Origin of the sequence: Kitasatospora sp. NPDC057904, from assembly GCF_042887925.1 — a bacterium.
Classification (GTDB): domain Bacteria; phylum Actinomycetota; class Actinomycetes; order Streptomycetales; family Streptomycetaceae; genus Kitasatospora.
This window is the reverse complement of sequence record NZ_JBHVOL010000018.1, coordinates 149,157-172,890: the sequence shown is the minus strand read 5'-3', so window position 1 is coordinate 172,890 and position 23,734 is coordinate 149,157. Positions and strand designations below refer to the sequence as shown.

Here is a 23,734-nt window from a genome sequence, read left to right as displayed (position 1 = left end):
CAACGCCTCGAAGAACCTCGCCTTCAAGCCCTCAAAATCCACGATCCCCGCAACTCCCTGAACTCAGGGTGTTGCGGGGATCGCTAGAGCCCGCCCACTCGCCGGAGGGGGCCTTCGCGTCGCCCCCGGCAGGCCCGTGCGGGCCCGCCGGGGGCGGTGTGGAGCGTGTGGAGCGTCAGTGGGTGCCGGCGGACGGCGTGGCCGCACCGGACGGCGTGGCACCGGCGGTGGGGGTGCCGGCGACCGGGGCGACCGGGGCGGTCGGGGTGGTGCCCGCCGACGGGGTGGCGGCACCGGTGGCACCGGTGGCCGGGGCGGACGGGGTGACGCCCGGGGTGGCACCCTTGCCCGGGACGGCGACCGGCGAGGCGGTCGGGCCGAAGCCGTCGTAGAGGCCCTTCTCGTTGGCCGGGCTCACGCCGGCCTGGACGTCGACCTTCTGGCCGTCCTTGAACGCGAAGGTCGTCGGCACCATGCCGCCGACCTTGACGCCCACGGAAGCGAGCCTGGCGGACGGGTTGCCGCCGCCGCCCAGCAGCACGGCGCCGCCGGCCGGGACGACGATGCTGCTCAGCGGGGCGCCCGCGGCATCGGCGAAGGTGGCGGCGGCACCGCTGCCGACGGTGATGGACTGCAGCTCGACCGGGTCGGCCCCGGTGTTGCTGATGTTCACCGTCACGTTGGCGGGCCCGGTCGAGTCGCCCGAGGTGTTGGCCGCGGTGACGACGACGATGTTGTTCAACCGGACGTTCGTGCCGAGCGTCGCCGCGGCGCTGTCCGGCTTGATCTGCAGGGTGTCCGGCTGGTTGCCGGCCGCGCAGGAGGACAGCGAAGCGATGGCGAAGGCGGCGAGGGCGGCGATGCTGCCGCGTCGAAGGCTGCGGCTCACGGCGGCGGCTTCTCCCTAGGTCACGTGTCGGTAGGTCAGGTCTCAGATTATCGACCTCACTTATGCGGTCCTCACGGGGTGGTCCCCGTGTCGCACTCCCGGGGCGGTATGCGGGTCCGTCCGGCCGCAATGTGACGTGCCCGCGCCACGTGATCGCGCCGTTCGGGCGGTGCCCCCGGGGGCCGTTTTCGGGCGGCGACGCGCGGACAAGCTTCGACCAAGATCGAATAACGATCCGGAAACGGCCCGATAAACGGCGAAAACTCAAGATCCAATCACGGTTTCGGGAGTGTTGCGACACGTTTCGCCGGGCGCCGGAACCGCCTCCGACCTGCGGGAAGCCGCTGTCGAACACCGGTCGCAGCACGTCATGGGGGTGCTTGTCAAGCCCCGAGACCCGCCCTGACCTGCGAAAACGCCCTTCGGGTGCGCCGAAAAGCGTGTTATTCTGGAAAGCCACGGAAGGGGTCCTGTCACATGACGTTCAAGGTTGGCGACACGGTGGTCTACCCCCATCACGGGGCCGCGCTGATCGAGGCCATCGAAATTCGCCAGATCAAAGGTGTGGACAAGACCTACCTGGTGCTCAAGGTGCAGCAGGGAGACCTGACGCTCCGCGTGCCCGCCGAGAACGCGGAGTTCGTCGGCGTGCGCGATGTGGTCGGCCAGGAAGGTCTGGACCGGGTCTTCGAGGTGCTGCGCGCACCGTACACCGAAGAGCCGACCAACTGGTCCCGTCGCTACAAGGCGAACCTGGAGAAGCTCGCCTCGGGCGATGTCATCAAGGTCGCCGAGGTCGTGCGCGACCTGTGGCGCCGCGAGCGCGAGCGCGGCCTGTCGGCCGGCGAGAAGCGCATGCTCGCCAAGGCGCGCCAGATCCTCGTCAGCGAGCTCGCGCTGGCCGAGAACACCAACGAGGACAAGGCGGAGACGCTGCTCGACGAGGTCCTCGCCTCGTAGTGCGGTCGGGCTGCCGCCCAACGCTCACAGCGCCCGGTGCCGGCGCGCCGCTCCCGGAGGTATCCGGGAAGCGGTGCTTTGGTACTTCGGGCGCTGAGGCGTGTCCGGACGACGCCTCCCGCCCGAGCCGGTCCAGGCCTGCAAGACCGTTTCTGCGGATCGTGTGGGCCGCGGACCGGGTGGTTCTTCGGAAGGGGTCCGTGCGCCCGTCGTGCACGCCATGGCCATACCCACTTCGCCGAAGGAGTGAAACCTGAACGCGTCAGCAGCAGTCGCAGCAGCAGTGGTGCCCGCCGCCGGACGCGGTGAGCGGCTCGGGCCCGGCGCCCCCAAGGCCCTGCGGGAACTGGGCGGTGTGCCGCTCCTGGTGCACGCCGTCCGGGCCCTGGCCCGCAGCCGGGCGGTCGGCCTGGTCGTGGTCGCCGCACCGGCCGACGGGGTGGCGGAGGTCGTCGCCCTGCTGGACAGCCACGGGCTGGACGGCAAGGACATCCGCGTGGTGGCCGGCGGCGCGACCCGCCAGGAGTCCGTCCGGCTCGGCCTGGCCGCGATCCCGGAGGACGTCGAGATCGTCCTCGTGCACGACGCGGCCCGCCCGCTCGTCCCGGTCGAGGTGGTGGACGCGGTCGCGGCCGCCGTCCGCGCCGGGGCCGTGGCGGTGGTGCCCGCGGTGCCGCTGGCCGACACCGTGAAGCGGGTCGAGCCGAACCCGGGCGGGCCCGAGCCCGTGCTCGACACGCCCGACCGCGCCACCCTGCGCGCCGTGCAGACCCCGCAGGGCTTCGACCGGGCCACTCTGGCCGAGGTGCACGCCAAGGCGCTGGCCGAGGAGGCCGCGGGCGGCACCGGCGTGCCGCCGGTGACCGACGACGCGGGCCTGGTGGAGCGCTTCGGCGGCCGGGTCGTCGTGGTGCCCGGTCACGAGGAGGCGTTCAAGGTCACCCGTCCGCTGGACCTCGTGCTCGCCGAGGCCGTACTCGCCCGCAGGAGGGCCGCCGATGCCTACTGAGCCGCTGTCCGCAGAGCCGGTGTCCGCTGGGCCGGTGCCTGCCGACCGGACCGCTCCCGTCGTTCCCCGCGTGGGCGTCGGCACCGACGTGCACGCCTTCGAGGCCGGGCGCCCGCTGTGGGTGGCCGGACTGGAGTGGCCGGACGCCGAGTTCGGGCTCTCCGGGCACTCGGACGCCGACGTGGCCGCGCACGCCGCGTGCGACGCGCTGTTCTCGGCCGCCGGGATCGGCGACCTGGGCGCCCATTTCGGCACCGACCGCCCCGAGTGGGCCGGCGCGTCCGGGGTGAAGCTGCTCGGCGAGGCCGCCCGGCTGGTGCGCGAGGCCGGTTTCGAGATCGGCAACGTCTCGGTCCAGGTGATCGGTGTCCGGCCGAAGATCGGCAAGCGCCGGGCCGAGGCGCAGGCCGCGCTGTCGGAGGCGGCCGGCGCGCCGGTGTCCGTCTCCGGCACCACCACCGACGGTCTCGGCCTCACCGGCCGGGCCGAGGGCCTGGCCGCGATCGCCACCGCCCTGGTGTACGAGCGGCGTTGAGCGCGGCGGGTCCGGCGGGCCGGGAATAACCCGGGCCTGACGAGTGTTCAACAGGCCGTGCGGGGGCCCGAGTCGATAGTGTGCGATGCGGGCCCGCGCAGGCCGCGCAGTGCCGCGTGCCGGGCCCGTACCAGCCGCCGACGAGAAGAGGTTCCCCCGTGGCTTCGCAACTCTCCGACCGTGCCAAGGCCCTGATCGACGCCAAGAGCTTCGCCGTGGTCTCGACGATCCAGCCGGACGGCAGCCCGCAGTCCTCCGTGGTCTGGGTCAAGCGCGACGGCGAGGACGTCCTGTTCTCCACCGTCGAGGGCCGCCGCAAGCACCTCAACCTCGTCAAGGACCCGCGCATCACGCTCGTGGTCAACCCGCCGGAGAGCCCGTACGAGTACTTCGAGGTGCGCGGTTCGGTCACGATGACCACCGAGGGCGGCCGCGAGCTGATCGACGAGCTCGCCGGCAAGTACCGCGGCGAGGAGGTCTACAAGTTCGACGGGCCGGACGACGTCCGGGTGGTCGTGCGGCTCAGCCCGCGCAAGGTGGTCGGCAACATCTGACCCTCCTCCGGGTCCGCCGGCCCGCCGTTCACCGGGAATGTGACCGGGAATGTGGCGGGGCACCCCCTCGTGCCCACTACGCTTGACGCTGTGAGCATTCGCCTGTACGACACCAGCACCCGCCAGGTACGCGACTTCGTCCCGCTTGTACCGGGCTGTGTCTCGATCTACCTGTGCGGCGCTACCGTCCAGTCGGCGCCACACATCGGGCACATCCGGTCCGGGCTCAACTTCGACATCATGCAGCGGTGGTTCGCCTACCGCGGCTACCAGGTGACGTTCGCCCGGAACGTCACCGACATCGACGACAAGGTGATCGCCAAGGAGCGCCAGCTCGGCACCCCGTGGTGGCAGATCGCCTACGAGAACGAGCGCGCCTTCAACGACGGCTACGCGGCCCTCGGCTGCCTGCCGCCGACCGTCGAGCCGCGGGCCACCGGGCACATCCCCGAGATGATCGAGATGATGCAGGGCCTGATCGCGAGGGGCCACGCCTACGCGGCCGACGGCAACGTCTACTTCGACGTGCGCTCGTACCCGGACTACCTCGCCCTGTCCAACCAGAAGCTGGCCGACCTGCGCCAGCCCGAGGGCGACGGCGAGACCGGCAAGCGGGACCCGCGCGACTTCGCGATGTGGAAGTCCGCCAAGCCGGGCGAGCCGAGCTGGGACACCCCGTGGGGCCGCGGCCGCCCGGGCTGGCACCTGGAGTGCTCGGCGATGGCCCACAAGTACCTGGGCCCCGCCTTCGACGTCCACGGCGGCGGGCTGGACCTGATCTTCCCGCACCACGAGAACGAGATCGCCCAGTCCAAGGCCTACGGCGACGACTTCGCCAACTTCTGGGTCCACAACGCCTGGGTCACCATGGCGGGCGAGAAGATGAGCAAGTCGCTCGGCAACTCGGTGCTGGTCTCCGAGATGGTCCAGCGCTGGCGGCCGATCGTGCTGCGCTACTACCTGGGCGCGCCGCACTACCGCTCGATGATCGAGTACAGCGAGGAGTCGCTGCGCGAGGCCGAGGCCGGGTTCGCCCGGATCGAGGGCTTCGTCCAGCGCACCGTCGAGCGCTTCGGGAAGGTCGACGCGGCGCCCGAGGTGCCGCCGGCCTTCGCCGAGGCGATGGACGACGACCTGGGCGTGCCGCAGGCCCTCGCCGTCGTGCACACCGCCGTCCGCCAGGGCAACAGCGCCCTGAACGCGGACGACAAGGAGAACGCGGTGGCGCGTCTGGCCGAGGTCCGTGCGATGCTCGGAGTGCTGGGCCTCGACCCGCTCGACCCGCAGTGGGCCGGGACGGAGCGCGGCGAGGACCTCCACGGCGTGGTGGACTCGCTGGTCCGCCTGGTCCTGGACCAGCGGCAGGCCGCGCGCGAGCGCAAGGACTACGCCACCGCGGATGCCATCCGCGACCAGCTCGGCCTGGCCGGGCTGGCGATCGAGGACACCCCGTCCGGCCCGCGCTGGACGATCAACAACCAGTAACCCCATCTGACGATCGGGGTGAGGGTGGGCCGTGCCGGACCGGTGCGGCCCTCCCGCATGACGTAGCGCATGCCGTCAGCCGCCGCCGGACAGAGCGGGGCGGCCGGGCATGCCGGACAGACAGGAAGTACAGCCATGGCCGGCAACAGCCAGCGCAGGAACCGCCGCAACCCCGGATCGAAGAAGGGCGCGTCTGTCGGGACCGGCGGGCACAGCCGGAAGGCGCTCCAGGGCAAGGGCCCGACCCCGCCCGGCGAGGAGCGCAAGGGCCACCCCAAGCAGCGCGCGGCCAACGCCGCGGTCAAGCGCGAGCGCGACGCCAAGGCCCGCGCCGGCATGCGCCGGGCCGGCGGTGCCGGTCGCGGCGGTCGCGGCGGCGCGGGCAGCGCCGAGCTGGTCTTCGGCCGCAACTCGGTGGTCGAGGCCCTGCAGGGCGACGTGCCGGCCAACGCGCTGTACGTCCAGCAGTTCATCGACACCGACGACCGCGTCCGCGACGCCTTCCAGGCCGCCAACGACCGCGGCATCCCGCTGATGGAGGCCCCGCGCCCGCAGCTGGACCAGATGACCGGCGGGATGAACCACCAGGGCCTGGTGCTCCAGGTGCCGCCGTACGAGTACGCGCACCCCGACGACCTCCTGGTCGACGCCTCCGACGCCGGCCAGGACGCGCTGATCATCGCGCTGGACGGTGTCACCGACTCGCGCAACCTCGGCGCCGTCGTCCGCTCCGCCGCCGCCTTCGGCGCCCACGGCGTGGTCATCCCCGAGCGCCGCGCGGCCGGCATGACCGCCGGTGCCTGGAAGACCTCCTCCGGTGCCGCGGCCCGGCTGCCCGTCGCCCGCGCCACCAACCTGACCCGCACCCTGGAGGCCTACCAGAAGGCCGGCCTGATGGTCGTCGGCCTGGCCGCCGACGGCGAGGCCGAGCTGGGCGACCTGGACGTGCTGACCGGCCCGGTCGTGGTCGTCGCGGGCAGCGAGGGCAAGGGCCTGTCCCGGCTGGTCTCGGAGACCTGCGACATCCGGGTGCGGATCCCGATGTCGGGCCTGACGGAGTCGCTGAACGCCGGCGTCGCGGCGGGCATCGTGCTGTACGAGGCCGCGCGGCTGCGCGCCAAGCGCTGAGGGTTGAGGGCTGAGGCGCTGAGGCGCTGAGGCGCCAAGCGCTGAGCGCTGAGCCGCCGGCCGCCGGTTGCGCAGAGCACAGGACGTGACCGGCGCGCAGGAGATCTTCCGAATTCTCCGTGAACCGGGTGAGAAGCGATCGGGCCCGACCGGGTCCGATCGCTTTTCTCATGATCACTTCAAGTGGACGCCGGATATCCACCCGGGAGAGTGTCCTAAGCGGCCGTCACCCGGTTAGACGGGCGTGGACACCAGAACACAACGGCGGCCCCTGTTCGGCGGCGGCAGTACCGGGATAGACGCGGACCCGGGCCTCAACACCGTCAAGGTGGAGTCGGACCCGGCCCGCCTCAGCAGCACCCAGGCCAGCTTCCGGCTCCGGCTCGGCGCCCCCGTGGAGCCACTGATCGACGCCCCCGCCGGAGCGCTCTCCACCGGCGCCGCGTTCGGGGACCCCTACGCGAGCCAGGGCCTGATCCGTCGTCCGCTGGTCACCCCGCAGGTGGTCGTGCCCGCCTCCGCCGTCCCGGCGATGGCGGGGGCCGCCGGGGGCGGGGCGCCGCGCCGCAAGGGGCGGGTCACCGCCGTCACGTGGACCGGCCAGGCGCCCCCCGGTGACCTCGCGGCCACCCAGCTCCTGGAAGCCGTGCGGCTCAGCGGCTCCCCGGGCGGCGTCGGCCTGGCCGAGGACGACACCCAGGTGATCCCGGGCCTCGCGGGCGCCCGGACCGTCCCGCGCCAGCCGCGCGAGGGCGCCGGCACCGCGACCGACGCGGGCGTCGGCCCGATCGGCGCGCCGCAGGGCTGGACCCCGAGCGGCGAGCTGCCCGAGGTCTCCGCCGCCGACGCCGAGGGCAAGCAGCCCTGGTACCCCGGCCGGCGGGTCGACCTCGGCCTGGTGCTCCTGCCGCTGCGCGCCGTCCTCGGCTCGCTGTCCGTCTACGCCGGGTTCAGCAAGCTCTGCGACCCGGTGTACTTCGACGGCGGCGAACGCGGCTCGATGATGCGCTGGCTGGCCTCGCTGCACCCGTGGAAGGTCGCCGAGCCGCTGCTCGCCTTCGCCATGGCACACCCCGTCGGCTCCGGCCTGGTGGTGTCGTTCACCGAGATCGTGGTCGGCGTGCTGACCATCCTCGGCCTGTGGCAGCGGCTCGCGGCCGGCGCGGCGATGCTGCTCTCCGCGGCGCTGCTGTTCACGGTCAGCTGGCGGGCCGTCCCGGTGTACGACACCCCCGACCTGATCTTCCTGGCCGCGTGGAGCCCGCTGCTGATCGCCGGGGCGCCGTTCGCCTCGCTGGACGGACGGCTCAACCTGGAGGCCTGGCGGCGGTACGGCTCGGGCGCGCCCGGGGCGCTGCGCCGCCGGGTGCTGCGGCGGGGCACCGTGGTCACCACGCTCGTCGTCGGCCTGACCCTGCTGCTCGGCTCGATGCTCGGCGCGGCGGTGCGCACCAGCGCCCGGCCGCACCAGGCCCCGGGCCGCCCGACCGGCGACTACGGCACGCCGGTCTGGCCGAGCGGCTCCCCGTCCGGCGCCGCGGGCGGCCAGGGCACGTCCACGCAGCCCGCACCGGCCGGCTCCCGCCCGGCCACCCCGGCGGCCAGCCCGACCGCCGCGGCGTCCTCGCCCGCGGCCTCGCACCCGGCCACCCCGACGCCGAGCGCCAAGCACTCCACCAAGGCCGAGGGCGGCCAGAGTTCGGCCCCGGCGTCGGCCCCCACGGCCGCCGCGCAGCCGGCCGGCGGGACGCCCGCCCAGCGCTCCACGCCGGCCCCGGCCGGTTCGGGCACGGGCTCCAAGCCGAGCCCCAGCGGCTCGGGTTCGGGCTCCGGCCTGCTGGGCGGGGTGCTCGGCAGCGGCCCGCTGGCCGACCTGTCGGGCGGCGGCCACTCCAGCCGTCCGGGGACGCCGACGGCGACCTGACCGGGTGGTCCGTCCGGGAGAGGCGGTCGGCCGGGTGCTCCGTGGGGGAGCACCCGGCCGACCGCCTTCTCGCATGGGTTACCGGGGGGTCTTCTCGCATGGGTTACTGGGGGGCGCGGCCCGCGCCGGCGGCGAGCTCCTTGGCGGCCTCCGTGAGGTCCTTCGCGGTGTCGATCGCGCGCCAGTACACGCCCTGCGGCAGCTGGTAGCCCGCCAGCCGCTTGCTGCGGGCGAGTTGGGGGAACGTGGTGCGCTCGTGGTCGCCCACGTCCGGCAGCAGCTCGGCGAACTCCGGGCTGAACACGTACAGGCCCGCGTTGATGAGGAACGGCGACGGCGGGGCCTCGATGAAGTCCAGCACGTTGCCGAACTGGTCGGTCTCCACCGCGCCCCACGGGATCCGCGGCCGGGCCAGGGCGAGCGTCGCGACGGCGTCCCGCTCGTGGTGGAAGGCGGCCATGTCGCGCAGGCTGAAGCGGGTCCAGATGTCGCCGTTCGTGGCGTACCAGGGCTCGTCCGGGCGGGGCAGCGCCCTGGCCGCGTACTTGAGCCCGCCGCCGCGCCCGAGCGGCTCCTCCTCGACGACCGTGCGCACGAGCAGCGGCAGGTCCGCCTTGTCCAGCCACTCCTGCAGCACGTCGGCCAGGTGGCCGCAGGACACCACGACGTCCGTGACCCCCTCGGCGGCGAGCCACGCCAGCTGGTGGCCGAGGATCGGCGTGCCCGTGCCCGGGATCTCGACCAGCGGCTTCGGGCGGTCGTCCGTGTAGGGCCGCAGCCGGGAGCCCTGGCCGCCGGCCAGGATGACGGCCTGCGTGACGGGCGTCGTGGTCGGCCGCGGCGGCTGGGCCTGCGGGGCCTGCGGGGACGTGGGGTCGGCGGCGGGGCCGGAGTCAGCGCTCATGGCTGAACAATAGGCGCGCGGACGGGGGTTGGAGCCGCGGTTGCCGGGGCGGCGGGTGCGCGTTCAGGTGCTTGGGCGTGCGGGCCGGTGGGCCGGCGGGCTGGCGGGTAGGCGTCAGCCCGTGATGCCGGCCGCGAACGAGCCGTCGCAGACCGGGCGGGCGAACGAACGGGCCCGCTGGACGTCGCCCTGGTACTTCTTCACCGTCGCCCGGCCCAGCTCGGTGGCGAGCGAGGTGCAGTACGGCGTCAGGGCGGGCTGCTCGCGCATCGAGCGCTCCAGCAGGTCCAGCGCGGCGGCCGGGCTGTGCTCGCGCAGCTCGTCCAGCATCGCGACGCGCAGCGCGTCCTGCGGCGCCAGCCCGTCGGGAGTCTTGCCGGCCGCGCCCGCGGTGCGTCCGATGCCCGCGCCGTCGCTGCTGGACGCCGCGACGACCTGCTGGTCGAGCCCGGTCGGCGGGGCCCACGGGACCCGGGTCACGGCGAGGGTGCCGGTGGTCACCAGGACGACGGGCAGGGTGAGGGCGACGGTCTGGCCGATACGGCGCAAAAGCTGCTTCACGCTCAGGAGCGTAGCGGTGGGTGCGCCCCGGATCGCCCTCCGTTACACCATCGAGTGACGACGTGTCCGGGTTCGTCCCGTCACCGTGTTGACGCGGGGGTGTACGGACGGAGCCCGCCGGACCGGGAGGCGGTCCGACGGGCTCGTGTCGCGCTTGCGCCGTGCCGGTGGAGTGCCGTCGGCTCAGCTGCTGAGGCGGGCACCCGTGCTGGTGGAGAACACGTGGGTCTCGTCGGCGATCGGCACGACGTGGATCGTCTCGCCGCGGGCCGGGATCTGCCGGCCGTGCACGCGGACCACGATGTCCTTGTCCTCGCCGCCGATCTTGGTGGTGCCGTAGACGAAGCCGTCCGAGCCGAGCTCCTCGACCACGTTGACCGTCACCGCGACGCCCTCGATGCCGCCGGCCGGGACGACCTCGAAGTGCTCCGGGCGGATGCCGACGGTCACGGTCTTGTCGAGGCCGGCGCCGGACAGGTCGTCACGCGAGATGTTGACCACCGAGCCGCCGAACTTCACGCCGCCGTCCACCAGCGGCACCTCGACCAGGTTCATGGCCGGCGAGCCGATGAAACCGGCCACGAAGAGGTTGGCGGGCCTGTCGTACATGTTGCGCGGGGTGTCGACCTGCTGGAGCACGCCGCCCTTCAGCACCGCGACGCGGTCGCCCATGGTGAGCGCCTCGGTCTGGTCGTGGGTCACGTACACCGTGGTGATGCCCAGGCGGCGCTGCAGGCCGGCGATCTGGGTGCGGGTCGAGACGCGCAGCTTGGCGTCCAGGTTCGACAGCGGCTCGTCCATCAGGAAGACCTGCGGCTGGCGCACGATCGCCCGGCCCATCGCGACGCGCTGGCGCTGACCGCCGGACAGCGCCTTCGGCTTGCGGTCCAGGTACTCGGTGAGGTCGAGGATCTTCGCGGCCTCCTCGACCTTGGTGCGGATCTCGGCCTTGTTGACGCCGGCGATCTTGAGCGCGAAGCCCATGTTCTCCGCGACGGTCATGTGCGGGTAGAGCGCGTAGTTCTGGAACACCATCGCGATGTCCCGGTCCTTCGGCGGGAGGTGGGTGACGTCCCGGTCGCCGATCCGGATCGCGCCGCTGTTGACGTCCTCCAGACCGGCCAGCATGCGCAGGCTGGTCGACTTGCCGCAGCCCGAGGGGCCGACCAGCACGAGGAATTCGCCGTCTGCGATCTCCAGGTCCAGCGCGTCCACGGAGGGCTTGTCCGCCCCCGGGTAGACGCGGGTCGCCTGGTCGTACGTGACAGAAGCCATGGTTGAGCTCTCCTTCACCGGCAGGAACGTGCCGGACGATCCGAGTAAAGGGGGGTTTCGTTCGTCTCACCGACCCGCCGAGTGGTCTGGACCACTACACGAACCGGCTCCCGGCGACGCTACCTGCGCCCCCGCCGCTTGTCAGCCCCCCTCCGGCCCGATTTCCGCATCGTTTCCATCACGCCCGCCCCGGCCGCCAACCCCCGGATATCCCCCCACCCCGCCACCCGCGCCCGGTAGACTGCCCCCGGTGCCGCCGTGATCCGTCGCGGACGGCCACCGTGCCTCCTTAGCTCAGCTGGCCAGAGCACCGCTCTTGTAAAGCGGGGGTCGTCGGTTCGAACCCGACAGGGGGCTCTCGTTTCCACCTCGGATGAGCTGCAGGTTTGGCCTTCTGGGGGCTTCATCGCCGGCCTCGGACGAGTCGTCCGAGGCCGTTTGCGTGAGCGATGCGTGAGCGGATGGCCTGATCGTCTTCGCGTTGGCCATGGACTGGGCATCCTTGCGCGGCCTGTTCGCCCGGGGGACAAGCTTGGCGGCTGCCTCAGCGATTGCCCTGTCGACCTGGGGGAGCAGGGTTGTGTAGGTGTCCGAGGTGATGCCGATCGAGGAGTGGCCGAGCATCTCCTTGATCGAGTGCAGGTCCGCGCCCGCCGCGTGAGCGAGCGTGGCCGCGCCGTGGCGGAGGTCGTGCAGGCGGATCGGCGGGAGGCCGGCCTCCTCGGCGAGTTCGCGGAACCGGTCGGTCACGGCGGTCGGGTGCAGCCACTCGCCGTTCTCCTTGGTGAAGACCCGGCCGGTCTCGACCCAGGCGTCGCCCCACCTCTCGCGGTCCGCTCGCTGCCGCTCGCGATGCGCCTCCAGGACGGACACCGTCTCGGAGTCGAGGGCGATGGTGCGGGCGCCCGCGTCGGTCTTGGGATCGTCCTCGTAGACCGCCCAGCCGTCCACGACGAGCTGCTTGGCCACGGTGAGGAGCTCGGCCTTCAGGTTGGTGTCGGCCCACCGCTGGCCGCACGCCTCGCCCCGCCGAAGCCCTCGGAAGGTGATCAGGTGGAACAGCGCGTAGAGGCGGTCCTCGGTGGCCTGGTCGAGGAACAGACCCGTCTGCTCCGGGGTCCAGACCATCACTGGGGACGGCTGCTCGCCGGTGAGCTCCCAGTGCTCGATCCGCTCCTCCGTCCACACGAGCGGCTTCGGTCGCTTGGCGGCCTCCAGCTCTACGTGGGACGCCGGGTTGAAGGTGATGATCTGCCGTCGGATCGCGGCGTTAAGGCCGGCCCTGAGCGTGGAGCGGATGCGCTGGCAGGTCGATGCGCTGACGGTCCGCCGGAACGGCTCCATGCCGGCGATGGCGGCCTTGAGAGCCTTGCGCTGCGCGCGGAACTCCTGGCCCTTCCAGGGGATCTGGGCGAGTTCGTCGATGGCGGCTCGCCGCTGGGCGTTCGCCTCGGCGATCTCGATGTTCGCCTCCTCGATGGCCGCGAACATCTCCTCCAGGTGCCGGACTCGGAGGCGGTCGAGCCGGATGTGGCCGATCCGCGGCTTGATGTAGAGCCGGATGCTGCTCTCGTCGCGGCTGATCGCGGTCTGGCGGCCGCGCTTGCCCGCCAGCCACTGGTCGAGCCACTCGCCGACGGTGAGCCGGTTCTGTAGGTCCTGCCCGGATGCGAGCCGGCGCCTGGTCTCCTCGACATCGGGCACGGGGGCCTTCTCGTGAGCGACCTTCTCCAGCAGATCGGCTATCTGTGCGAGGCCTTCGGGGTCGTCCGAGTCCGGGATGTGCAGCAGCTCGCGAACCTGGTCGAGATCGGCCTGGGCAGCCTTGCGGGACTCGTAACCGGAGCGGTTGAAGGACCGGCGCGAACCGTCCAGGCGGTTGGGCAGCTCCTGGCGTACTGCATAGGAGCCGTGCTTGCGGCTGCCGAGCTTCGGGCAGGCCTTGCCGAGCGGCTTGCCGGTATCGGCGTCCCGGCAGTAGCAGCGGTGGTAGGTGGAGCCCTTCACGGTGTTCCCTCCTTCATCTGGTCGTCCTTGTGGTCGGTGTCGAGGAATGCGAGGTGGCCGGGGAGCGGAGGGGGATTCAGCCCCAGCTCGCGCATGCGGTGTCGGATCGGTACGAGCTCCGAGCGAACGGCCTTCACAAGGCGGCCGAGCTTGGCTTCGGCGCCGTGCGGCCAGTCCTCCCTCGCGCCGGAGAACTGGAGCTGCCAGGCGTCGTGGTGCCCGGTCCGGATGCGGTGCTCGACGCCCGCGTACTCGCGAAACACGGCCGCGTCGCCGAAGTCCAGGTCCTCGCCGGTGAACCAGCTGAACGCCGTCCACGGGTCTCGGCTCTCGTGCGGGAGGCAGTCCACGTTGGTGCTCCCGCCGAGCGGGAAGACCAGGGCGGCCGGCGGCGTGTCGACTGCCTTGGCGAGCACGAGCAGCTCCGGGACGGTGAGGGTCAGCCGACGCCCGGACTCCCAGTTCGCGATGACGTTGCGCGGGATGGGGTGGCCCAGCTCGTCACAGGCGTCGGCCAGGTCCTGCGCGGTCATACCCAGCTCCTTCCGGCACCTGCGAACCTCGGCGATCACGGTTCTCGTGACCTGCGCCGACCAAGATTCCACTTCGTTGTGTGTCATATCAACACTTTATTGCGGTGCAAGCTGCTCCTCGATCCCGGACTTCCCGGGGCCGCCGACCGGGGCTCGCCCCCTGTGAATGGAGACAGCTGTGCGAACTGAGACGGGTAACCAGGAGCTCACGGGCATGAGCCGGGCGGAATTGCTCGCGTTGCCGGCCGCCATCGACCTGGACACCGCCAACCGCGCCATCGGCCTTGGCCGCAGCAAGGGCTACGAGCTGGCGAGGCGGGACGCCTACCCGTGCCGCGTGCTGCGGTTGGGCAAGAAGTACCGGGTGATCACCACAGACCTCCTGCGGCTGCTGGGCATCGACGTCGCGCCGGACGGTGCGGCTGCATGACGACAAGGCTGCAGGTCGAATCACGAGCTTGTCTGCCGTGAGAGGACTGCCGTTGGAGCAGTGGATCTTCCGCCAGGGCGGTCGTATCGTCGCGTCGCCCGCCGGTCGCAAACCGGCGCAACCCACTCTACCCGCCTGCGAGTTGAGCCAAGTCGGCTCGGCGGGTCGACGGGCCGGGAACGCGACGGCCCTCGGTGCTACCAACACCGAGGGCCGGATGAAGTCCCCAGATCAGCGAATCAGTTCAACCGGTGGCGGCGCGACGGTCGAGGTCGTGCGCACCAGCGAGGAGCTTCACCGTGAACTCTACTTCCCACCAGCCTGCGTCGGGAGACCCGGCAGAGGGCTGGCCCGCCGTCGCCATCCCCGGTCAACCCGGTCACTATCGGCCGGCGGTCGGTCAGAACAACGTACTGACCGACCTGACTGACCGGGAACCCGGTGCCCTGACCGACCGGGTCGCCACCGAGCCGGTCACTGACCCGGTCAGTCCGGTCAGCCCGCCCACCCCAGGCGCGGAACTGCTGTCCGAACTACGGTCAGCCATCGCCCGGTTCGTCATCCTGCCGTCCGCCCACGCGCTGGACGCGGTGACCCTGTGGGTGGCCGCTACGCACTTGCAGCCCGCGTGGCAGCACGCCCCGCGTCTGGCGGTGATCGGCCCGGCCAAGCGGTGCGGGAAGTCGCGGCTGCTCGATGTGATCACCGAGACGGTCCACGACCCGCTGATCACGGTCAACGCCACACCGGCCGCAATCTTCCGGTCGATCACGGACAAGCCGCCGACCTTGCTGGTGGACGAGGCAGACACCCTGTTCGGCAGCATCAAGGCCGCGGAGAAGAACGAGGACCTGCGCGGCCTGCTCAACGCCGGTCACCAGCGCAACCGGCCCACCTTGCGAGTATCCGGGCCAGACCACAAGCCGATGAAGTTCCCCACCTTCGCCATGGCGGCCCTGGCCGGTATCGGAGACCTCCCGGACACGATCATGGACCGCTCGGTGGTCATCCGCATGCGCCGCCGCGCACCGGGGGAGCAGGTCGCCGCGTTCCGCTCCAAGCGCGACACCCCAGCCCTGCACAGCAACCGCAACGGCCTCCGAGTCTGGTTGGCGCCGCTGACCGACACGGCTGCCGACATGGAGCCGCCGATGCCGGTCGAGGACCGCGCGGCCGACACCTGGGAGCCCCTGGTGTCGGTCGCCGACCTCGCCGGTGGCGACTGGCCCGCCCGCGCCCGAGCGGCCTGCCGCGCCATGACCGCGCACGAGTCCGGCCAGGACGAGGACGGCGGCCTGAAGACCAGGATCCTGGCCGACATCCGACGCGTCTTCGCCGCAGGCGGCAACCCGGACGCCTTGTCCACCGAGCAACTCCTGACCGCCCTGAACGCCGACAGCGAGGCACCCTGGGCCGAGCACGGCATCAACGGCCTGACGGCGCGCGGCCTACAGCTCCTGCTCAAGGACTACGGCATCGGCTCAGCGAACATCCGCTTCGACCGCGACACCCAGCGCAAGGGCTTCACCCGCAACAGCTTCGTCGACCCCTGGAGCCGCTACTGCCCGGAGCCCGTCGAGCAACCCGCTACCGGCACCTGACCCACCACCACCCGTACCACCCGTCCCCGCCCAGCTCAGGGCGGGGACGGGTCGGTTCCCCGCAACGAGTCCTACCGTCCCTGGATCACTACCCGTACCACCCTGACCAGCCATGCAACGAGTGGGACGACTGCAACGCCATCTCGGCGGCCAGAAGATCACCATGGCCGAGCTCACGGCCACCAGCTCTAGGCCACGACGGAGGGCTGAGCTAAACCGCAGGCGGAGCAAGTTGTGGGGTAAGCACTGCTTACCCCAAGCCCCGGCCAGCCGGAGCAAGTTGTGGGGTAAGGAGTCCTTTGCCCGCGCCCGCGCCCCACGGCGGAGCTGGCCCAGCTGATGCCCGCACGAGGACGCGCAGCCAGCGGCCGGGGCCTCCTGCTGCTCGTCCGGCCGCGCGGTCGGACGAGCAGCACGTCCGAGCGGGCCGCGGCGACCTTCGTACGGGCGACCAGCAGGCCGTCGCCCTCCAGCTCAGTGCCGGTCGTCAGGTTCTCGGGCATGAAGCACTCCTTCGGTTTCATGGGGCGGGCCGACTGCCCAGCCCTGTCGTGGGTGCAGCGATGGATCCGTTGCCAGGGCAAGCCGTTGGCAAGGAACCTCAGGTGTTCTTGCCGCGTAGCTGTTGATCAGCGCGGCCACCCGCATCCCCCAAGCCCGCGTCGGGGCGGGAGGAAGTCTTGTCAGGTACTGGTCGGGACGACGTCCCGTGCCTTCGGGGCCGCGGCCCTCACCAGCGCGGTGAGTCGCTCGTCGCCCGAGACGGCGGCGGTGGTGCCGACCTCGAACCAGATCCGCTTGCCGGCGGGGTCCGGCTCGGCACCCCAGTTCGTCGCGAGCGCTGCCACCAGGAACAGCCCTCGCCCGTCGGTGGCGTCGAGATCGATCCCGCCGACAGCCGGAAGCTCGTGGCCGACGTCCGTCACCTCAACGCGCAGCCGTTCACCGTCCCAGGACACGCACACGACGCACGGGGCGTGGGTGTGGGACACGGCGTTGGTGATCAGCTCGCTGGACAGCAACTCGACATCGCGGAGCGCGTCCTCCGCCAGCGGCAGGCCCCAACCGCGCACGGTCCGTATCACCCGCCGCCGGGCGTCCGGCACGGCCTCGGCACTGGGCGGCACGCGAAAGCCGAACGGGGCGGGGGTGATGACTTGGCGGGTGGCGACGGACATGAGCGCGGACCTTTCACCGGGACGAGGTCGGCAGCGGGCCGATTCGCGCCGGGATTCACCCGGCAGGTATCTACAGAACCGTCTCCAACGCGGGTGAACCAGAGCAGAATTGAGGCGACAACGAGGCATCCGTGCTGCAAACCCGGGCATGACCTGGCCTGTTACGGCTGCAGGCGAACTGACGCACCTCTGGAGGACGCGGAATGGCATCCAGGAGGTCCCGGCTGATCCAGCGCAGGGAGGCGGTTGGCCACACCCAGGAATCCCTGGCTGAAGCCCTCGATGTGGACCGTACGACGGTGGGGCGATGGGAGAGCGGCAGGGGAGCCCCGCAGCCCTGGATGCGGCCGAAGCTCGCCCGCGTCCTGGAACTCTCGGTCGACCAGTTGGCCGACTTGCTGGCAGCACCCCCTGCAGCCGCCGAAGCAGTTCCACAATCCAGCAGCGTCGGCAAGGCCTCGCCTCCCGTGCCTGCTCGGCGCACGGAACGCGACATCGATCTCGTAGTGGCCGTGGCAGCCGACTCGGCAGAGTCCGCACTCTTCCTTCGCTTCGCGAGCGCGTCCAACGTGGACGACACGCTGCTTGAACAGATCGACGCGGACATCGCGAGGCTGGCAGGGGACTACGTGAGCAAGCCTGTATCCGAGCTCTTCCACGACATCGGAACCCTCCGGCGAGGAGTGTTCGACTTACTCCGAGGCCGCCAACACCCCTACCAGACAGGCCATCTTTACCTCCAGGCCGGACGCCTCTGTGGCTTGGCCACCCATGTCGCCCTTGACCTCGGCCAGTACGCAGCTGCGGCTACCCATTCGCGAACGGCCTGGCGCTGTGCGGAGTCAGCTGGCCACAACGGTCTTCGGGCCTGGATCCGATCCGTCCAGTCCCTGATCGCCTACTGGCAGCAGGACCATCGCCAGGCCGCCGAGCTGGCCAGAGCCGGATTGCCGTACGCGGACAGCGGGACGATCGCAGCTCGTCTGCTCAGCCTTGAAGCACGGGCCACCGCCGCGCTCGGCGACAGCGCGAGCGCGCTACGGGCCGTGGAAGCTGCCGAGGCGGCGCGGAGCACTGTAGCCGCCGTGGATCTTCCCGGCGTATTCACGTTTCCCGAGGCCAAGCAGTGGACCTACGCCGGCACCGCGCTCCTCGCCCTGGGCACCCGGCCACATGTGAACCGCGCCATCGAGGCGTCCTCCAGGGCCATCGCCCTGTACGAGTCCGCACCGCAGCAGGAACAGTCCTCCGGTGACCTGCTGGCCGCCCGCCTTGACCTCGCCAACGCCCACCTCGCCCACGGTGACCTCGACGGCGTACAGGAGAAGCTCTCGGTGGTGCTGAACGCCGCACCGGACCGGCGAACAGCGAGCATCTCCAGCCGCCTTCGGGCGCTGAGCACTCGTCTCGCCGAGCCCGCCTACGCAGGCTCCCCGATCGTCCTGAGTCTCCGTGAGAATGTCAGAGAAGCCTGCTCTCGACCCGCACTCACGAACCCTCCGGAGCTGCCACAGTGACGAGCAACACCGCACAGCAGGACGCCGCAGTCACCGACAAGGCGATCCTCGCAAACAGCGCCTATGCCGACGGGCGCCACCTGGCCGCCCGGCAGTCGATCTATCGGTGGCAGCAGCCGCAGTACGACCTGCCTGGGATCGTCGTCGAAGAGCTGGCCAGTACACGCGGGATCGTCCTCGACGTCGGCTGCGGCAACGGCAAGTTCGTCAGCCGCCTGCACAAGGACCGGCCGGACCTACAGGTCGTCGGGATGGACATCTCAGCGGGCATCCTCGCCGACATCGAGAAGCCAGTCCTGGTGGCCGACGCACAGGCCCTGCCGTTCGCCGACAACAGCGCCGACGCCGTGTTGGCCCTGCACATGCTGTACCACGTCAGCGACATCGAGGCCACGATCAAGGAACTGGCCCGCGTCCTCCGGCCTGGCGGCGTGCTCATCGCCTCGACCAACAGCGAAACTGACAAACAGGATCTGGATCAACTTTGGGCCCGAGCCGCCGGCGACGTCCTCGGGGTTCCCGAGGGGCCGGCACGGGTCTCTCTCAGCTCCCGCTTCTCACTGGAGAAGGCCTCCGGCTACCTCAGGACGGCGTTCAAGGACATCCGAGTCCGGAACCTGCCCGGCACCATCGAGCTCACCGACCCCTCACCAATCGTGGCCCACCTCGCCTCCTATGAGGCGTGGGCCGACCAAGCCGGTGTCCCGTTCCACGAGACCGTCAGCCGGGCTGAAGAGATCGTTACTGCCGTGATCAGGAGGGACGGGCTGTTCAAGATCGAATGCCTCGGTGGGCTCCTGGTCTGTCGCTTGTGACCACGCCGTCGAGACTGCTCGTCCGTATACGAGTGCTGCCATCAGCAGACGCAGGTGAGGAGGGCCAGGCACGTTTCGGCCGGGCTGGCGACAAGCGCTCGGCCGGGGCCCACAGCTCGGCACCCATGAGCCAGTGCTCCTGCTCATGCCATCGCGAACAGACGGGGCGTCACAGCAGCCGTGCGCATCAGCAAACGATCAGCAAGATCGTGTTACGAGTGCTAAGCAGTAGCGGCTAGGGTCTCGAAGATCCCACCGATGCGATGCCAGACTGATCTCATGCAGCACAACTACTTCTTGTTGACCCGCGTCCGGCTACGGCACTACAGGAGCATCGCTTCGGCCAACGTGCAGTTGGGTCGGCTCCTGCTGCTCGTGGGCCCCAACGGTTCTGGCAAAAGCAACTTCTTGGATGCCCTACGCCTTGTGTCCGAGTCGCTGCAAACGTCCCTCGACCAAGCGCTCCGTACGCGTGGCGGGGTGGCAGAAGTCCGACGGCGATCCACGGGTCACCCGACGCATTTCTCGATCGACCTTTCATTTGAGAGCCCTGCATTCTCTGGGGAGTATGGGTTTGAGGTAGGTGCGGTCAAGGGTGGAGGCTTCCGAATCTCGAAGGAGTATTGCAGGGTCTGGAATCAGCTCCCATCCGAGGACAGCCCGCTTCCTGTTGAGGCGTACTTTAGGGTCGAGAATGGCGTTCTGGCCGAGCAGAGCGAACCTGTCATGCCGCCAGTAAGCGAGCAGCGCCTATATCTGGTGTCTGCGGCAGGGCTTGACTCTTTCCGGCCTGTATTTGACGGACTGGCTGGGATTAGCGTTTTCAGTTTGAATCCTGATGTGATACGCCAGCCTCAGACGCCGGATGCCGGAGATTTCCTCCACCGCGATGGGGCTAATATTGCCAGCGTGCTGCATAGGCTAGAGCGCAGTGATCAGGGTTCTGCAGACAAGGCGCGTATTGAGAGCTATCTGCAGAACATTGTCCCCGGTATCCAAGGTGTATCCCGTTCCGAGCTGGGCAACTGGGAAACCCTTGTATTTAGCCAAGATGTCCCGGGGGCGAAGAACGCGTGGAGATTTCAGGCGCAATCAGTCTCTGATGGTACGCTCCGCGCGCTTGGAGTCCTCGTATCTTTGTTTGCTGGAACCGGATCCACTCTCAGTACGGTTGGAATTGAGGAACCAGAGAGTGCGCTTCACCCTGCTGCTGCAGGCGTGCTTCTTGATGCGCTCCGCGATGCATCTGAGCGTCGTCAAGTGATTGTGACCAGCCATAGCCCCGATCTGCTAGATCGGAATGACTTCAGCCTGGAAGAGATTCGCGCGGTGCGATCTATTGGTGGCGAGACTCACATTGGCGAGTTGGATGAAGCGGGCGCTGTGGCGCTACGCGAACACCTATACACCCCTGGCGAACTGCTTCGCAACGACCAACTTCTTCCGGCGGCATCCCAGTGAATTACTCTCCAATCATAGCCCCGATCGTTGAAGGCCATGGCGAGGTTGCGGCCGTGCGGCAACTGATCACTCGAATCGGCGAAAAGCTCGGGATATTCATTGAAGTCGCACAGCCCTTTCGGCTCGACTCTGGAAAAATGCGCAAGCGCGAAGAGTTGGACAAGGCGGTGCGCCTTCAGGAGGTTCGCGTTCGGGGTAGAGCCGGCGGAGTGCTAATTGTTCGCGACGGGGATGACGATGACGTGCAATGCCCCGTAGAGCTAGCTCGCCAGATATCCCCTGAGTTGGGCGCATTTTCAGTTCCGGTAGAAGTTGTGATTGCGTTTCATGAATATGAGGCGTGGTTCCTAGCAGCTGCAGAGTCTCTTCGCCGCCACTCATCTGTCCGCAGCGACGCGACTTCGCCACCCAATCCAGAATCGAAGAGGAACGCCAAGAAGCAGCTGGAGCTGATGATGAACGAGTCGTACAAAGAGACTCTCCATCAAGCGAAATTCTCATCCTTGATTGATCTGGATGTGGCGGCGAAGAATAGTCGGTCATTCAGGCGAATGATGCATGCAGTTGAGAAGCTCACCAGTTAATCGGATGCCGACGTGGCGTGCGGGGAATTTCTGCCTGTTCGATGTGGGGGCGTTACGGCGACGACTGACCGGAGGCGGGGCGCCGGGGTGACTCGTGGTGGGCGACGGAAAAGCTATGCGGCCCTCCGGCGTGAGCGCCGCGTGAGCGGACGCGGTGGCAGAAAGCCGTTGCAGCATGGACTAGGGAACCTGCTGCGTGGCGCTGACCTGCAGGTTCAGCGCCACGCAGCATCAGGCGTCACGCCCCGTCATGATCCGGTTTCGTCTTGTAAAGCGGGGGTCGTCGGTTCGAACCCGACAGGGGGCTCTGCGTGTGGAGGGCCAGTCCGCCGGGGTGCATCCGGTCGGGCTGGCCCTTCGGTGTTGGTGGGGCCGGGTCAGGAGGGTGGCGCGGCGGGGAGGGTGAGGGTTGCGAGGGCGCCGCCGGTGGGGTGGTTGGCGAAGGCCAGGGTGGCGCCGATGACGCGGGTGTGGCCGGTGGCGATGGTGAGGCCGAGGCCGTGGCCGCGGCCGCGTTCGGGGGCGTTGGTGCGGAAGCGCTGCGGGCCGTCGTCGAGGAGGTCGTCGGGGTAGCCGGGGCCGTGGTCGCGGACGGTGATGCGGTGGCCGTCGACGTGGAGTTCGACGGGGGCGGCGCCGTGGCGGTGGGCGTTGACGACGAGGTTGCCGAGGATGCGGTCCAGGCGGCGGAGGTCGGTGCGCACCTCGGCGTCGGCGGTGACCGTGACGTCCACGTCCAGGCCGGTGAGCGTGACGGTGCGGCGCACCGCCCGTTCGAGGGGGACGGTGGAGAGGTCCGGGGTCTCGACGTCGGCGTCGAGGCGGGAGACCTCCAGCAGGTCCTCGACGAGGGCGCGCAGGGCCTGGACCCGGTTCTGGACGAGCTGGGTGGGCCGGCCCGGGGGCAGCAGTTCGGCGGCGGTGACCAGGCCGGTCAGCGGGGTGCGCAGCTCGTGGGCGACGTCCGCGGTGAAGCGCTGCTCGTCCGCGAGCCGCCGGTGCAGCGAGCGGGACATCTGGTCGACGGCCGCCGCGAGGTCGGCCACCTCGTCCCGCCCGTCGACGAGTTCGCCGATCGGGGTGTCGGTCCGGCCGGCGGCGATGCCCCGGGCGGCGGTGGCCGCGGTGCGCAGGCGGCGGCTGATCCGGTCGGCGACCAGCACGCCGGCCAGGACGGTGGTGAAGACGGCCGCGACGACGGTGAGCAGGATGATCCGGTCGAGGTCGGCGATCGCCTGCCGGTCCTGGGTGAAGTCGACCCGGACCGAGAGCACGGCGTTCTGCACCGGTCCGGCCGCCCACATCGTCTCGCCGTCCGGCCCGGCCGCCAGCAGCGTGCCCTGTCGTCCGTCGGCGGCGAGCGTGTGCAGGCGGGCCGGCAGCGCGGGGTCGTTGAGGGCGGCGCCGTGGGCCGGGGCCTCGCCGCGTCCGTACGCGCCGAGCGAGGAGTCGAGGGCGGCGACGGCGGTGGCGCGGGCCTGGTCGACGTGCTGGCGGATCATCGCCTGGTGGACCAGCAGGCCGACGGCCACCGCGACCAGGACGGAGATCGCGGCGACGGCGGTGGCGATCTGGCGGCGCAGCGTCATGCCGGCCGCCGCAGCTTGTAGCCGAAGCCGCGGACGGTCTCGATCCGTCCGGCGCCGATCTTGGCGCGCAGCCGCTGCACGTGGACGTCGACCACGCGGGTGTCGGCGCCCCACTCGTAGTCCCAGACGCGTTCGAGCAGGGTAGAGCGCTCCAGCACGATGCCGGGCGCGGCGGTGAACTCCAGCAGCAGCCGCAGCTCGGTGGGGGTGAGCGGGACGAGGCGGCCGTCCACCCGGACCTCCATGCTGTCGGTGTCCACCTGCATGCCGTCGAAGCTGCGCACGGTGGGCGAGGGGGACGGGGAAACAGCGGGGGAGACAGAGGGGGAAACAGGAGGGGAAACGGAAGGGGGCGGCGTGGGGAGGTCGTCGTCGGCAGGGGCCGGGACGACGCGGATCCGTCGCAGGACCGTCCGGATCCGGGCGACCAGCACGGCGCTCTCGAACGGCTTGACCACGTAGTCGTCCGCCCCGGCCTCCAGCCCGGACACGACGTCCACCGGGTCGGTGCGCGCCGACATCATCAGGATCGGCAGCTGGCTCTCCTCGCGGATCCGCCGGCACAACCCGACGCCGTCGAGGAGCGGCAGCATGACGTCCAGCAGGACCAGGTCCGGCCGGACGGCGTGGAACGCCTCCAGCCCTTCCAGGCCGTCGGCGGCCGTGGAGACGGGGAAGCCGTAGCGCTCCAGGGCCATCCGGGTGGCCTCGCGGATCACCTCGTCGTCCTCGACGATCAGGATGCGGGGCTGCGCGGGCGTCTCGGCGGGGGTCATGGGTGCTGAGGCTAGGGGG

Annotated in this window: 21 protein-coding genes, 1 tRNA gene and 1 pseudogene; 14 read left to right on the top strand and 9 right to left on the bottom strand. The window is 70.4% G+C overall.

Features of this window, described 5'->3' with window-relative positions:
• Window positions 1-175 precede the first annotated feature (175 nt).
• Window positions 176-889, bottom strand: coding sequence for a DUF461 domain-containing protein (locus ACFVSN_RS34330; protein ID WP_380447088.1), 714 nt, complete (start codon window positions 887-889; stop codon window positions 176-178).
• Between the two features lie 477 nt (window positions 890-1,366).
• Between ACFVSN_RS34330 and ACFVSN_RS34325 the strand changes: the two genes are divergently transcribed.
• From ACFVSN_RS34325 to ACFVSN_RS34295, 7 genes are all read left to right on the top strand, one after another.
• Window positions 1,367-1,849, top strand: coding sequence for a CarD family transcriptional regulator (locus ACFVSN_RS34325; protein ID WP_030244332.1), 483 nt, complete (start codon window positions 1,367-1,369; stop codon window positions 1,847-1,849).
• A gap of 253 nt (window positions 1,850-2,102) precedes the next feature.
• Window positions 2,103-2,858, top strand: a complete 756-nt coding sequence (ispD, locus tag ACFVSN_RS34320) for a 2-C-methyl-D-erythritol 4-phosphate cytidylyltransferase (protein WP_380447116.1) — start codon at window positions 2,103-2,105, stop codon at window positions 2,856-2,858.
• Entirely contained in the window at window positions 2,848-3,393 is a 546-nt protein-coding gene (gene ispF / locus ACFVSN_RS34315) for a 2-C-methyl-D-erythritol 2,4-cyclodiphosphate synthase (RefSeq protein ID WP_387598199.1), read from the top strand. Before ispD ends, ispF begins: the two co-directional genes overlap by 11 nt.
• 158 nt (window positions 3,394-3,551) lie before the next feature.
• Complete coding sequence (locus tag ACFVSN_RS34310) at window positions 3,552-3,947, top strand: PPOX class F420-dependent oxidoreductase (RefSeq protein ID WP_380447084.1); 396 nt, start codon at window positions 3,552-3,554, stop codon at window positions 3,945-3,947.
• 90 nt (window positions 3,948-4,037) lie between these two features.
• Window positions 4,038-5,432 carry a cysteine--tRNA ligase gene (cysS, locus tag ACFVSN_RS34305; RefSeq protein WP_380447082.1) on the top strand — a complete coding sequence of 465 codons (1,395 nt, stop codon included), beginning with the start codon at window positions 4,038-4,040 and terminating at the stop codon, window positions 5,430-5,432.
• A gap of 135 nt (window positions 5,433-5,567) precedes the next feature.
• Entirely contained in the window at window positions 5,568-6,560 is a 993-nt protein-coding gene (gene rlmB, locus ACFVSN_RS34300; protein WP_380447080.1) for a 23S rRNA (guanosine(2251)-2'-O)-methyltransferase RlmB, read from the top strand.
• 244 nt (window positions 6,561-6,804) lie between these two features.
• Window positions 6,805-8,484, top strand: coding sequence for a DoxX family membrane protein (locus ACFVSN_RS34295; RefSeq protein ID WP_380447078.1), 1,680 nt, complete (start codon window positions 6,805-6,807; stop codon window positions 8,482-8,484).
• 103 nt (window positions 8,485-8,587) lie between these two features.
• Here the strand turns inward: ACFVSN_RS34295 and ACFVSN_RS34290 are convergent, their stop codons facing one another.
• The 3 genes from ACFVSN_RS34290 to ACFVSN_RS34280 all read right to left on the bottom strand — a co-directional run bounded on the left by ACFVSN_RS34290 (window position 8,588) and on the right by ACFVSN_RS34280 (window position 11,224).
• Window positions 8,588-9,388 (bottom strand): NDP-sugar synthase, encoded by an 801-nt coding sequence (locus tag ACFVSN_RS34290; protein WP_387957428.1) that lies wholly within the window; start codon window positions 9,386-9,388, stop codon window positions 8,588-8,590.
• Between the two features lie 114 nt (window positions 9,389-9,502).
• Window positions 9,503-9,949, bottom strand: coding sequence for a hypothetical protein (locus ACFVSN_RS34285; RefSeq protein WP_380442448.1), 447 nt, complete (start codon window positions 9,947-9,949; stop codon window positions 9,503-9,505).
• Between the two features lie 183 nt (window positions 9,950-10,132).
• Window positions 10,133-11,224 carry an ABC transporter ATP-binding protein gene (locus tag ACFVSN_RS34280; protein ID WP_380442446.1) on the bottom strand — a complete coding sequence of 364 codons (1,092 nt, stop codon included), beginning with the start codon at window positions 11,222-11,224 and terminating at the stop codon, window positions 10,133-10,135.
• Between the two features lie 283 nt (window positions 11,225-11,507).
• Between ACFVSN_RS34280 and ACFVSN_RS34275 the strand changes: the two genes are divergently transcribed.
• Window positions 11,508-11,581, top strand: a tRNA-Thr gene (locus ACFVSN_RS34275).
• 141 nt (window positions 11,582-11,722) lie between these two features.
• Here the strand turns inward: ACFVSN_RS34275 and xerC are convergent.
• Both xerC and ACFVSN_RS34265 read right to left on the bottom strand, forming a co-directional pair.
• Window positions 11,723-13,231 (bottom strand): annotated as a pseudogene (xerC, locus tag ACFVSN_RS34270) (tyrosine recombinase XerC); the annotation flags it as partial.
• Window positions 13,228-13,851, bottom strand: a complete 624-nt coding sequence (locus ACFVSN_RS34265) for a helix-turn-helix domain-containing protein (RefSeq protein WP_387957426.1) — start codon at window positions 13,849-13,851, stop codon at window positions 13,228-13,230. The pseudogene xerC and the gene ACFVSN_RS34265, both read right to left, overlap by 4 nt.
• Before the next feature lie 127 nt (window positions 13,852-13,978).
• Here ACFVSN_RS34265 and ACFVSN_RS34260 point away from each other — a divergent pair, with 127 nt between their 5' ends.
• A complete protein-coding gene (locus ACFVSN_RS34260; RefSeq protein ID WP_387957435.1) occupies window positions 13,979-14,194 on the top strand; it encodes a hypothetical protein in 216 nt (71 codons plus the stop codon).
• Window positions 14,195-14,493: 299 nt separating this feature from the next.
• A complete protein-coding gene (locus tag ACFVSN_RS34255; RefSeq protein WP_387957423.1) occupies window positions 14,494-15,795 on the top strand; it encodes a DUF3631 domain-containing protein in 1,302 nt (433 codons plus the stop codon).
• A gap of 683 nt (window positions 15,796-16,478) precedes the next feature.
• Here the strand turns inward: ACFVSN_RS34255 and ACFVSN_RS34250 are convergent.
• A complete protein-coding gene (locus ACFVSN_RS34250) occupies window positions 16,479-16,973 on the bottom strand; it encodes an ATP-binding protein (protein ID WP_387957421.1) in 495 nt (164 codons plus the stop codon).
• 203 nt (window positions 16,974-17,176) lie between these two features.
• Between ACFVSN_RS34250 and ACFVSN_RS34245 the strand changes: the two genes are divergently transcribed.
• The 4 genes from ACFVSN_RS34245 (at window position 17,177) to ACFVSN_RS34230 (ending at window position 21,350) form a co-directional block, all read left to right on the top strand.
• Window positions 17,177-18,490 (top strand): helix-turn-helix transcriptional regulator, encoded by a 1,314-nt coding sequence (locus tag ACFVSN_RS34245; RefSeq protein ID WP_387957419.1) that lies wholly within the window; start codon window positions 17,177-17,179, stop codon window positions 18,488-18,490.
• A complete protein-coding gene (locus ACFVSN_RS34240; protein WP_387957417.1) occupies window positions 18,487-19,305 on the top strand; it encodes a class I SAM-dependent methyltransferase in 819 nt (272 codons plus the stop codon). Before ACFVSN_RS34245 ends, ACFVSN_RS34240 begins: the two co-directional genes overlap by 4 nt.
• 279 nt (window positions 19,306-19,584) lie before the next feature.
• Entirely contained in the window at window positions 19,585-20,766 is a 1,182-nt protein-coding gene (locus ACFVSN_RS34235; protein WP_380769255.1) for an AAA family ATPase, read from the top strand.
• Window positions 20,763-21,350, top strand: a complete 588-nt coding sequence (locus ACFVSN_RS34230) for a DUF4276 family protein (protein ID WP_387957415.1) — start codon at window positions 20,763-20,765, stop codon at window positions 21,348-21,350. Before ACFVSN_RS34235 ends, ACFVSN_RS34230 begins: the two co-directional genes overlap by 4 nt.
• 377 nt (window positions 21,351-21,727) lie before the next feature.
• Here the strand turns inward: ACFVSN_RS34230 and ACFVSN_RS34225 are convergent, their stop codons facing one another.
• Entirely contained in the window at window positions 21,728-22,939 is a 1,212-nt protein-coding gene (locus tag ACFVSN_RS34225) for a sensor histidine kinase (protein WP_380442444.1), read from the bottom strand.
• Window positions 22,936-23,715 (bottom strand): response regulator, encoded by a 780-nt coding sequence (locus ACFVSN_RS34220; protein ID WP_387957413.1) that lies wholly within the window; start codon window positions 23,713-23,715, stop codon window positions 22,936-22,938. The genes ACFVSN_RS34225 and ACFVSN_RS34220 overlap by 4 nt, the downstream gene beginning before the upstream one ends.
• Window positions 23,716-23,734: the final 19 nt, after the last annotated feature.

Coding starts and splice junctions, on each gene's coding strand:
- ACFVSN_RS34325 (WP_030244332.1), top strand. CDS start 1,367: ATGACGTTCAAGGTTGGCGACACGGTGGTCTACCCCCATCACGGGGCC.
- ispF (WP_387598199.1), top strand. CDS start 2,848: ATGCCTACTGAGCCGCTGTCCGCAGAGCCGGTGTCCGCTGGGCCGGTG.
- rlmB (WP_380447080.1), top strand. CDS start 5,568: ATGGCCGGCAACAGCCAGCGCAGGAACCGCCGCAACCCCGGATCGAAG.
- ACFVSN_RS34290 (WP_387957428.1), bottom strand. CDS start 9,388: ATGAGCGCTGACTCCGGCCCCGCCGCCGACCCCACGTCCCCGCAGGCC.
- ACFVSN_RS34280 (WP_380442446.1), bottom strand. CDS start 11,224: ATGGCTTCTGTCACGTACGACCAGGCGACCCGCGTCTACCCGGGGGCG.
- ACFVSN_RS34265 (WP_387957426.1), bottom strand. CDS start 13,851: ATGACACACAACGAAGTGGAATCTTGGTCGGCGCAGGTCACGAGAACC.
- ACFVSN_RS34260 (WP_387957435.1), top strand. CDS start 13,979: ATGAGCCGGGCGGAATTGCTCGCGTTGCCGGCCGCCATCGACCTGGAC.
- ACFVSN_RS34250 (WP_387957421.1), bottom strand. CDS start 16,973: ATGTCCGTCGCCACCCGCCAAGTCATCACCCCCGCCCCGTTCGGCTTT.
- ACFVSN_RS34245 (WP_387957419.1), top strand. CDS start 17,177: ATGGCATCCAGGAGGTCCCGGCTGATCCAGCGCAGGGAGGCGGTTGGC.
- ACFVSN_RS34235 (WP_380769255.1), top strand. CDS start 19,585: ATGCAGCACAACTACTTCTTGTTGACCCGCGTCCGGCTACGGCACTAC.
- ACFVSN_RS34225 (WP_380442444.1), bottom strand. CDS start 22,939: ATGACGCTGCGCCGCCAGATCGCCACCGCCGTCGCCGCGATCTCCGTC.
- ACFVSN_RS34220 (WP_387957413.1), bottom strand. CDS start 23,715: ATGACCCCCGCCGAGACGCCCGCGCAGCCCCGCATCCTGATCGTCGAG.